The organism is Chloroflexus sp., assembly GCF_034432675.1.
GTDB lineage: Bacteria > Chloroflexota > Chloroflexia > Chloroflexales > Chloroflexaceae > Chloroflexus.
In genome coordinates this window covers 1-10,703 of sequence record NZ_DAOUBI010000112.1, presented here as the reverse complement: position 1 = coordinate 10,703, position 10,703 = coordinate 1, and the positions used below count along the sequence as shown (strand labels likewise).

9 protein-coding genes and 2 riboswitches are annotated in these 10,703 nt (G+C 56.6%); of the genes, 3 read left to right on the top strand and 6 right to left on the bottom strand.

Annotated elements, in window-relative coordinates; all coding sequences use genetic code 11:
• Positions 1-79: 79 nt before the first annotated feature.
• Positions 80-268: a hypothetical protein gene (locus VAE55_RS08360; RefSeq protein WP_322815334.1), complete on the top strand. Its 189-nt coding sequence runs from the start codon at positions 80-82 to the stop codon at positions 266-268.
• 583 nt (positions 269-851) lie between these two features.
• Here VAE55_RS08360 and VAE55_RS08355 read toward each other — a convergent pair.
• The 6 genes from VAE55_RS08355 to VAE55_RS08330 form a co-directional block, all read right to left on the bottom strand.
• Positions 852-2,690, bottom strand: a complete 1,839-nt coding sequence (locus VAE55_RS08355; protein ID WP_322815333.1) for a peptide ABC transporter substrate-binding protein — start codon at positions 2,688-2,690, stop codon at positions 852-854.
• 405 nt (positions 2,691-3,095) lie between these two features.
• On the bottom strand, positions 3,096-3,761 hold the full coding sequence (locus VAE55_RS08350) for an energy-coupling factor transporter transmembrane component T (RefSeq protein ID WP_322815332.1): 666 nt from the start codon (positions 3,759-3,761) through the stop codon (positions 3,096-3,098).
• A complete protein-coding gene (locus VAE55_RS08345) occupies positions 3,761-5,410 on the bottom strand; it encodes an ABC transporter ATP-binding protein (RefSeq protein ID WP_322815331.1) in 1,650 nt (549 codons plus the stop codon). Before VAE55_RS08345 ends, VAE55_RS08350 begins: the two co-directional genes overlap by 1 nt.
• Entirely contained in the window at positions 5,407-5,919 is a 513-nt protein-coding gene (gene thiW, locus VAE55_RS08340) for an energy coupling factor transporter S component ThiW (RefSeq protein ID WP_322815330.1), read from the bottom strand. Before thiW ends, VAE55_RS08345 begins: the two co-directional genes overlap by 4 nt.
• A 27-nt stretch (positions 5,920-5,946) precedes the next feature.
• Entirely contained in the window at positions 5,947-7,287 is a 1,341-nt protein-coding gene (gene cytX, locus VAE55_RS08335) for a putative hydroxymethylpyrimidine transporter CytX (RefSeq protein ID WP_322815329.1), read from the bottom strand.
• 48 nt (positions 7,288-7,335) lie between these two features.
• A riboswitch (TPP riboswitch) is annotated at positions 7,336-7,449 on the bottom strand.
• A gap of 87 nt (positions 7,450-7,536) precedes the next feature.
• Positions 7,537-8,124 (bottom strand): protoglobin domain-containing protein, encoded by a 588-nt coding sequence (locus VAE55_RS08330; protein WP_322815328.1) that lies wholly within the window; start codon positions 8,122-8,124, stop codon positions 7,537-7,539.
• 116 nt (positions 8,125-8,240) lie between these two features.
• Here VAE55_RS08330 and cynR point away from each other — a divergent pair, with 116 nt between their 5' ends.
• Both cynR and tenA read left to right on the top strand, forming a co-directional pair.
• A complete protein-coding gene (gene cynR, locus VAE55_RS08325) occupies positions 8,241-9,125 on the top strand; it encodes a transcriptional regulator CynR (RefSeq protein ID WP_322815327.1) in 885 nt (294 codons plus the stop codon).
• A 473-nt stretch (positions 9,126-9,598) separates the two neighbouring features.
• Positions 9,599-9,698: riboswitch (TPP riboswitch) on the top strand.
• 94 nt (positions 9,699-9,792) lie between these two features.
• The gene (tenA, locus tag VAE55_RS08320) at positions 9,793-10,449 is read left to right on the top strand and encodes a thiaminase II (RefSeq protein WP_322815326.1); all 657 of its coding nucleotides are present in this window, start codon (positions 9,793-9,795) and stop codon (positions 10,447-10,449) included.
• The last annotated feature ends 254 nt before the right edge of the window (positions 10,450-10,703 follow it).

Here is a 10,703-nt window from a genome sequence, read left to right as displayed (position 1 = left end):
ACGTGATCCCACTGGGCGCAGAGCTGCGGGGTAACCGCTGCAACCTCCACGTGATCGCGAGCACGGCTGGCGCGGCAGCATGGCTGCCGCACTTCACACCGTGCGACACGCGCATAACGAGCGGGTACGGCAATCCATCCAGCACGTGCCGGTACGACTGGAGCGGCGCACTGCCACTGGGCCAGTTGCCCAAACAGCACCCATGGCGATTATTCCCGCTGGTACGCACGTGGTTGACACCATAAGTGTAGTTGTGGGTAATGCATAGCCCGCTTGCACGGGAAAGGGGAGTTTCGATGGATTAAGGCGTCCTGATAGGACATCTGGCAGCATAGGCCATAACAGTCACCTATTTCCCCGCTGCTACACCTGAACGATGCACCGCTGGACGCCGGTAGGGGCGACGCATGCGTCGCCCCTACTGACGACAAGCCACGAGCGACTCGCCAATGGCATGCCCGGTAACGCTTCTGCACGAGGAGTGCCCCCGAACAATGCACATTGTCGAGTAAGATTTGGTATGAGACGGTAGTCATTCCTATGGCTCATCCATTTCGTCTGTCTTTGCCAGGCATGGGGGAAACATCCCCACCCCGGCCCGCCCCCGCTGGGAGCGGAGGAACGCCCTCACCCCCGATCCCTCTCCCGTGCTGCGGTAGAGGGGAGAACGGCGAGCTGCGCCGGGGCGTCCTGATACAGTGTTGTGTTATTTTTTATGTCAACTCATGAATGGCCGTAGGGGCGGGTTTGGAACCCGCCCCTACCTGGTGTCTTCTGTTGATATTCACACCCTGTGTCGCCTTGCGTTGCGGAACGCGCACCAGTGTCCGTTATTGCCCGCTTGCCCAGGCTTACGGCACGCGCCGCCAGCTAGCAATATTCCAGAGATTGCTGTCAAAGGTATTGAAGGTCGGCCCGTCCAGATTCTTGAGCTTGACTACCGGTGTGTAGCGGTTGATCAGCGGTATCTCGACCACGTCGTTGACGAGCAGATCGTTCATTTGAATTGCCAACTGCGCCCGCTGCGCCGGATCAAAGGTGGTCTTCAACTGTGCAAACAGCGCATCGTAGGCTGGGTTGCAGTAGCGGCTCACGTTGTTGCCATTCCAGCGGTTCGCCGCCGATGTTACCTCGGCGCAGATCCAGCCTTCCAGATATGACTGGGGATCGGGGGAGCTGGGACCGAAGGTGTACATTTGCAGGTCGGCGTAGAACTTGTTGAGCGTATCGGGGTTGCCCGGATCGCCGCTGAAGAAGACAGCCGGATCAATCGCCTTGAGGTAGGTCTGGATGCCGATCTCGGCCAGGTTGGCTTTGATGATGGCTTGCGTGCTCTGGCGCAGGTTATTCACGCTGGTCTGTAGGGTAACGACCAGCTTTACGCCATCTTTCTCTCGCACTCCGTCCTTATATACCCAACCAGCTTCGTCCAAAAGCCGTTTTGCCTCGGCAACATTACGCTCGCAGGTTGTATTGGGTGAATTCATGTGGGCCGGCACCACCAGCAGATTGCAAGTCGACGCACCCGTCGGCCCATAGAGCTGTTCAGCAATTGCCTTGCGATCAATTGCCAGCGCAATTGCCCGACGCACCGCCGGATCGGTCAGGAAGGGATGCGGCTGATCAGGCTCGCTGCGCCGGTCGCCGAGGGCCGGATCGGGGTTGGTGAAGTTGATCACGATACGCTCGACACCACCGGTTGAACCACCAGCCACTACATCACAGGCGCCACCGGCAATAATCGGCTCCAGTACCGCTTTGGGAACCTGCATATTCAAGGCAAAATCGGCTTCCCCTGTTGTGCAGACGGCACGCGCCGCCGAGGCGGCATCACCACCACCCTTGATCTCGACCTCGTCAAAGAAGACGGTATCGGCATCGCGGTAGAAGGGGTTCCGCTCGTAAATAACCGTATCACCGGGGCGGAATTCCTTCAATTTCCAGGCATTGGTGCCAATCGGAGCCAAGTTTGCCGCCTGGCACTCGGCACTTGTGTTTGCCGCCACTCCGATACAATTCGCAAATTGCCGCTGTTGCAGAATCATGCCTGCCGATCCGACAAAGGTAACGTAAGGGTTAGGGTTCGGTTCCTTCCAGGTGATGGTGAACGTTGTGTCATCGATTGGCGTGATGTCGGCAATCGGATCGAATGAGGTCTTATTCGTACAGCCTGTCGCTTCGTCAACACAATAGCGCCAGGTAAAGATAATATCGTCAATCGTGAAATCGCTTCCGTCTGACCATTTCAACCCCGGTTTGATCTTCCAGGTGATGCTGGTACCGTCGGCAGCAATGCCACCGTTGGCAAGGGTTGGGATTTCGGCGGCCAGGAACGGCACCAGTTCATCACGCTCGTTGTAGCGTGCCAGTGGTTCAAGAATCACGGTGGCGCCGTTGAAATCTTTGACGCCGGTAGCCAGATGCGGGTTGAGCGTCGTTATTGCCTGCCAGGAGAGAATAGTGAGCTTGCCTCCCGATGATGAGATCGCTGTCGGTACGGCGGTAGATACCGGTACCGCCGTTGCCTCTGGCACCGCCGTTGGTTGCGGCGCTGCGGTTGGCCCTGCTGTTACTGTTTCCTGTGCCGACGGTAGAGTTGGCGGCTGCGATTGTGACGTTTGCTGACCACACGCCGCCAGCAGCAAAACGATCATGATCAGGAAAAGCCGAGAAACCATTCGTGACAACACAGAAACCTCCCTGTACACCTCACCACTATTCGGGTAAGGTGTCATAAAACTGATAGTTAGCAGTCACCTTCATCAATCATCGACAGACCAGATGATTGTAACCAGAACGCACGCCATACCCGTGAGTAGATTGACCGGTGACATCGATCGCAGTGGGAGCGGAAACATGGGTTCCGCACGCCAAACGACGCCATACGCGCATCACGGAGCGTAGCAATCGAGCGCACGGATAGACGACACGTTTCGTTTCCGTGCGATCGTGCCGACACGTTGTGAACGTTCATGAGTCTGTACCACCGTAACATCACGATGGCACAGCTTTGTGATATGAAGCCCCTCGAATGTTAACCCGCATCCTGGTTGAAACACTCTCGCATCAACTGCCGTACTACATACCACATCTTTTCAAAGGCGCAACCAGAACAGGAACCCGGCTGCCATAACTGTCATCCCAATAGCAAGCCAATCGCGAAGACGCCAGTGATATGTGAGGAATTGACTGCGACCGGCTCGACTGAAACCGCGCGCTTCCATCGCTGCGGCCAGATGTCCGGCGGAGACCAGCGCTTGCACGAGCAGTGGAATCAGCAGCGCCGGATAATACCGCAGTGCCCGCCATCCCGGCTCAAGTGGAATACCCCGCGCCCGCTGCGCAGCAATGATCTGTTGGATACGCTGCTCCATCACCTGGACGTACTGGAGGGAGGCGGTGAGCAGAAAGATAAGCGGGAACGGCACTCCCATCTGCTGCCACGCGCCACCCAGGTCTTCCGGTGTAGTGGTGCGGAGAAATGCGAAAAAGATGCTCGATAGAGCCAGAATCCGTAGACCAACGGTCAAGGCGGTTTGCCAGTCGAGTGTCAACAAGGCAATGATCATCCAGCCGCCAATCATCAGTGCAATCAAGCGCAACCAGTGGAGGAATGCGTGCTGTTGGTTGCTAAACCATACAATCAGCAATACCGGCATCATCCCGATCAAAAGGATGGGAATGCGCTCGGCAGTGCTCAGAACCACCGTCCACAGCAGAGCCATCAGCGTTTTTGCGCGTGGATCAAGGTGGAACGCCATTACACCTCTCCCTCGTTCTGACAACCGCCCGCGTCAGTAGCCACTTGTTGTAACGCCAGCGCCAGCCGATAGCGGTCAGGGAGCAGGAGGTCAGCCGACTGTACCACTGCAGGTTGCGTACATATCGCGTGAGATGACCCCTCGGCCAGCAGGCATCCATCGGCCAGGACGAACCAGTGTGACGTGATCGCGCCGGCAAAATCTAGATCGTGCGTCACTAGTACTACGGTGCGGCCATGCTGCACCTGTTCCCGGAGATACCGGGCTAACGCCTGCCGTGCCGACCAGTCGAGACCAGTTGTTGGCTCGTCGAGCACCAGGATTGCCGGATTGGTCACCAGCGCCGCCGCCAGTGTCAGCCGTCGTTTTTCGCCGGCACTCAACGTAAAGGGCGAGCGCCCGGCAAGATGTTCAAGCCGAAAGGTGCGCAAGACGGACGCTACCTGCTCCGGATCATAGATACCCATAACGCGGGCGCCAACCGCTACTTCATCGCGAACACGGGTCGTAAACAACTGATCATCAGGGTTTTGAAATACCATCCCCACGTGCCGGGCCAGCACCGATACGGGTGTCATGCGGGTGTCCTTTCCGATGACCCATACTTGTCCCTGTTGGGGGCGGTAGAGACCATTGAAGTGTTTGATCAACGAGGTTTTGCCGGCGCCATTAGCCCCGACAATTGCCACTCCCTCACCTGCGTAAAGATCGAGATGAACACCGGTTAGCACCCGCCGTTGACCAACGGTGAACGAGAGATCGCGCACACTAAGCAGTGGCGATCCGTTTGGTGAACGCGGTGAGTCGGGCGAAAGTGGATACAGGGTCATAAGATGCTGATGATCGACCTGCGCCAGTACAGCCTCTACCGTCAACGGCAATGGCTTCAGGTTGAGAGCGCGGCCAATCTGTACCGGTAATGGTGGTTCGAGATGAAATTGCTGAATATCGGTGGCCAGAACCTGAACCGGCGGCCCATCCAGTACAACCTGACCATCGTGCAACACGATCATACGGCTAGCATCAGCGGCCACCAGCCCAAGCCGATGCTCGGCAACGATGATCGTCACCCCTTGCTGATGAAGCCTGCGCAGGATAGCCTGCACCTGCGTCACATGCCTGCCATCGAGATTGGCAAACGGTTCATCGAGCACAATGATCCGCGACCCCATCGCCAGAATGCTCGCCAGCGCTACCAAAAGCTGCTCACCGGTGGAGAGCTGTTGTGGATGCCGTGCAAATAAATGCTCGACTCCGAGCCAACCGGCGACATCGTCGATACGTTGCCGGATTTCTGCCGGTGTATACCCCAGACTCTCCAAGCCAAAGGCGATCTCGCGGGTAACCGTACTGTTGAAGAGTTGCCACTGCGGATGTTGAAAGACCAGACCGATCCGGGTGCATACATCGGCAGGCGACTGTTCACGGGTATCGAGACCGTCAATCAGAATTGTCCCCTCGATGCTTCCTTCGTACACGTGCGGAATCAGCCCGGTAATTGCCCGGCACAACGTTGATTTTCCGCTGCCGCTGGCACCGCAGAGCAGCACGTATTCACCGGCATCAATCGACAGGTTCAGGCGACGCAATATCCACTGCGTCGCTGGTGGGTAGCGATAGCTGAAATCACGAACGATGATCTGCCTCAAGGTGTGTAACCAACCCTTTTGCCGGGTAATTTCACGACACCGGCACGCTCAAGAACCTTCAACACCACAAGTGCAATCGCCGAACCAAGTGCCGTGCTGCTGAGGAATGAGGCAATCAACAGATTAAGGGCCATCGAGGTTTGCATGAACACTGGTGCCACCCACAGACCACTCACCAGTGCAGCAATGATACCGGTACCGATCACCTCACCAAGCGCAGCCAGATAGATGTTACGCGTGGCTCGAAAGATCAAACCGGCAAGCAGCGCACCAATCATCCCACCCGGAAAGGCCAGAATCGTCCCCACCCCGAGAGATATTCGCAGAATGGCGATCACACCGGCAATACCGGTCGCCCACCACGGCCCCAATAGCACGGCAGCAATCACATTAATGAAGTGCTGAGTCGGGTTCACTCTGGCGATACCGATTGGAAACGAGGTAAACGGAGCCAGCGCCACACCGAGGGCAATGAGCACCACTGCCTGAGCAATCAGTCGCGTCTTCACCGGTCACTCCTTTCCCGCAATTAATTATTAACCGGCGGTACGGAGCAGACGTTGCCGTTGTACCAACCGTAAAGCTGTATACATCCCAAATGTGATGAGGAACGCTGGGATACTTGCGCCAAGTTGTGGTAGGAGTTGAGTGATAGCCTGATAGATCGCCACACCGACCAGCCACGAAACCATTCCGCTCCACTGCCAGCCCGCAGATTGATCGGCCAATGTATCACCGTGCATCCCCAATAAGCGTCGCACCACGAAATAGTCGGCCAGCACAACCCCAAAAAGCGGCACGAAGAGTGAACCGATCAGCAGCAAAAAGGTGAAATACTCACTCATTGTCAGCAATGTGGCGAGGAGAAACCCGACAACTCCAACCAGGATAATCACCAGGCGCTGATTGAGATGCGGAAAGATATTCTGCACCGACACCGCCGTCGAGTAGATGTCGGCAAACGCATTGTCCGTTTCATCGACCAGAATCACCGCCAGCGCCACCACCCCTCCCGTCATCGCCATAATTGCCGTAATGAGGTTTTCCGGTGTGGGTTGAGACACATTCGCCGTGAGCACGAAGAGGGCACCAAGCGCATAAAACCAGATATTGGTGAGCGAAAAACCCGCATACGTTCCCCAGAAACCGCCACGTGAACGCCGCACAAAGCGGTTGTAGTCGGCCACCAGCGGAATCCAGGAGATCGGCATGGCCGCTACCAGATCGACTCCCAACCAAAACGGCAGATCACCGGTTCCCGGACGGTTCAAGAGCGCGATAATATCGTAGCGGGTAAACAGATAGATTGTCATCCAGATGGTCACGCCAAAAACGATCCAGACCCCAAATTTCTCCAGCCACTCGCGCACCACCACCAGTGGCCCGCCCAACGCCAGCAAGACACACCAGACCGTAAACACCGCTACCCAGGCGTAATAGTTGCTCACTCCAAAGAGCGCCTGCCCCACGTGATGCGCAGCCAGGCCGATCACCCACAGCTCGAAGGCAGTCCAACCGATCAGTTGCACGATATTGAAAATTGACGCCAGATACGACCCATGCTGCCCGAGCACAGGGCGCAAGAGCACCATTGTCGGCACGCCGTACACACTCCCTAACACGCCAACCAGCGCCAGCAACAACGACCCGATAGCAGTACCGATGAGAATAGCGATCAATGCCTGTGCCAGACTTAAGCCAGGCACCAACAACGCCCCCGCCTCTAACACCAACAGTCCAACGCCGAGACTTGACCACAAGACAAAGATGTCGAACCAACGCAACCGCCGATGCTCAACCGGAACCGGATCGATCCCCCATGTGGGTGGAGCCTGCAAGCGGGGGAACCACCTGCGCAGCCGTGCCTTCAGCGTCATACTAACCTCCAACGATAAACGCCACCCGCGAAGGGGTGGCGTTTAATACATAAACCACCGTGTATTCCCTTCGCTGGCATTACCCAGAGCAGGTTCACGAGGTCGATGGTGGATAACGACCATCCTCTCAGCCCGGCTCCCCGAGCTCCCTCATACACGCTGTGTGATGAACTTGTTTCCACCAAGCGGTGGTTGACCACCATTATAAAGTGTTGACCGAAGAGCTGTCAAGACGACGTTGCAGAGCGGTCAGAAATCACCCTCTCTGGCATAAGGATAACTCCACAACGTCACCTGTAACACGATAGACTTAAACCACGCCTGATGCATCCGATCCACCTCCGCCGCTGAATGCCCTTTGCGGGCAAGAAACTCTCTGATGGTAGCGGTGATCGGGTAGATGAAGGCTATCATGTAGCGCAACGGAATCATCGGGACGGATTGTACGCCATCAGTCTGATTCTTCTTTGTGCGGTAATGGCGGAGGGCAATCTCCATCTGATAGTTGAGCCAGTCCTGATCGTAGGGGCGTCGACAGGTATCGAGTATCCATTGACCGAAACGCTGGCGTACTCGACTCAGGTAGTCGGCAATTGGTTGGCCGTCAGGGCCGGTGAAATAGTACACCAGATGAGCGTGCGACGCGACGAAGCCGTACCAGAGATCAAGGATTGCATCGACCTGATCGCCGAGCACCTCGCCCGCCATACGCAGATAATGCTCGTCTTCGGCTGTCCACAGCACTGTCTGCTTCAGAAGCTCCCATTCTTCCTGGCTAACCGGCGATTGTGCTACCTGCGCTGTGCCATAGGTGTAACCGGGAATCGCTTCGCTCATAACCCACCTCCAGTATGAGTAGGCCCTTTTCTGGTTGCAAGCTCAGTCTAAGCACGATATGATAATAAGTAAAATACGATATTCTTATCCTAAACATAAGCTGGACTTATCAAGCAATGGAACTTCGGCAATTACGTTACTTTCTGGCGGTAGCTGAGGAAGGACACATTACCCGTGCTGCCGAGAAACTCTACATCTCTCAACCGGCCCTCTCGCAACAGATCAAACTGCTTGAAGAAGAGATCGGGACGGTTTTGTTCGACCGCATCGGTCGGCGCATCAGGCTGACAGCGGCGGGCGAGATTCTGGTCACACACGCCCGACGTGCGTTGCAAGAGCTGAACGAAGCCCAGGTTGCCATCGATGAACTCAATGGTCTGCAACGTGGGGTGCTCCGTATCGGTGTTGTGCAAACTGTCAACGTCTATCTCATGCCCGATCTGGTAGCCGCCTTTACCAGTACTCACCCGGCGATTAGCTTGCAGATTGAAGAACTGGCGACCCGCGACATTGAGCAACGACTTGCCGATGGTGACCTTCAGATCGGGATCGGCTTCGTGCCACCAGAGACGGCCGGTGTTACCGGCGAGGAGTTATTTAGTGAAGAGTTGGTCGTCGTTGTGTCCAGGCAGCATCCCTGGGCTGATTTGCCCCAATTACCGGTACAATCACTTCATCAACAGCCACTGATTTTGCTCTCAAGCACGTTCTGCACCCGTCGGCTTTGGGATCGTTGTGCGCATGTTGCCGGCATTCAGCCACGGGTTCAGATCGAGATGAATACCATCGGTAGTATTCTGGCGGCTGTGCAGCAACTCACGCTGGCGACCGTGCTACCGGCGATGGTCTTGAGCGGTCAGCCCAACCTGATTGGCATTCCCCTGGTCGATCCAACGCCACGGCGCACGGTAGGATTGCTCTTCCGCCACAATGCCTACCGCTGCGCGGCGACACGGGCGTTTGTAGCCATGACCCGCGCAAAACTGAGGGTGTGGGTCTAAAGGCAGGAGATAGCCTATAGCCCGGGGTGACGTGCGGTAGTAGAACCTGCTTCAAAACATCGGCCAGGAGGTTATCTCATTCATTCCTGACCGACTCCATGATCGTAACGAGTACATCCTGCATCCCCGTGACCGGTAGTCAACAGCGTGACACACACCGTATCATGAGCACGGCTACTGCGGCAGCATGGCGGCCGCACTCCAAACGCTGTGACATGCGCATAACGAGCGAGCAAGGCAACCAATCCAGCCCGTGATGGTACGACCGGAGCTGCGCGCTGCCAACGTGTCAGGAGCAGAGCAGACTGTCGTTGGCGATTGGTAAGTGTTCAGGCGCCAGAGCGACAGTCTGGGTGCATGACAGCACAGCTTTTACGAAATAAGGTCTATTCCGCTGCCACCCGGCCACCTTCTTCCCCCTTCGCAGGACAGACAACACTTGACACGCCTGCCCGTTCTCGACTATACTCGCACGTGTTCCGTAGGGGCGCTTTGCGGCAAACGCGAGGCTGAGAGGAACCCTTGAACCTGATCCGGATAATACCGGCGTAGGAAATCGGAACCGGGCACGATGTTCGGCCAGTCTCCCGAGTTCGTTCTCGCTTCCCCTCTCAGTCGTCTGTTCTCTGCGGATACGGTATCCGGCTTTTGGACGCAGGGAGGACGTATGACACGCTTTACCGACACCCTTTGGTCATCAATTACCGACATCTATCAGGCCATTATCTATCACCCGTTCAACGAGGAGCTGGCACAGGGAGTATTGCCACGTGAAAAATTCGCCTTCTACATGCAGCAGGATGCGCTGTACCTGGCCGATTTTGCTCGCGCACTGGCGATAATGGCCGGACGGGCACCTGATGAAGCGGCGATTATTCAGTTTGTGCGCTTTGCTGAAGGGGTGGCGGTGGTTGAGCGCGCACTCCACCACACCTATTTTCGCGAATTTGGGATTGAGACGCCAACGCGGCAGCCGGCTCCGGCATGTTTCACCTACACCAACTTCTTGCTGGCCACCGCGGCCTGTCGCAGTTACGAAGAGGGGATGGCAGCGCTGTTGCCATGCTTCTGGATTTATCGCGAAGTGGGACACGACATCTATCGACGCGCAGCTCCCAACAATCCCTACCAGAAGTGGATTGACACCTATGCTGGCCAGGAGTTTGATGAGGTGGTGACGCAGGCAATTGCGTTGACCGACACCATCGCTGAACAGGCATCGGCGACGCAGCAACAACGTATGCGGGACGCCTTCATCTATTCGGCTCGCCTGGAGTGGATGTTCTGGGATAGTGCGTATCGGCTGGAGCGGTGGTTACCCTGATGATGCTCTCATCACCCCGGCATCTCTTAGGATGTCAAGGCGGACAGAACCTGCGAGTGCGTTCGCACGATATATCCTGGCGATGCCCTGAACACCCTCACCCCCGACACTCTCCCGCGCAGTGCGCTATGCATGACCCACATATCGCGCTGCGTTAGGCCAGGCTGCACGCGCTCCCCGTGGCGCAGACTTCCAGCCTGCGTGGAGGCATCCTCGCCACCACCGTCAGGTGCTGGCCGTGGCCGCTGGTGCGC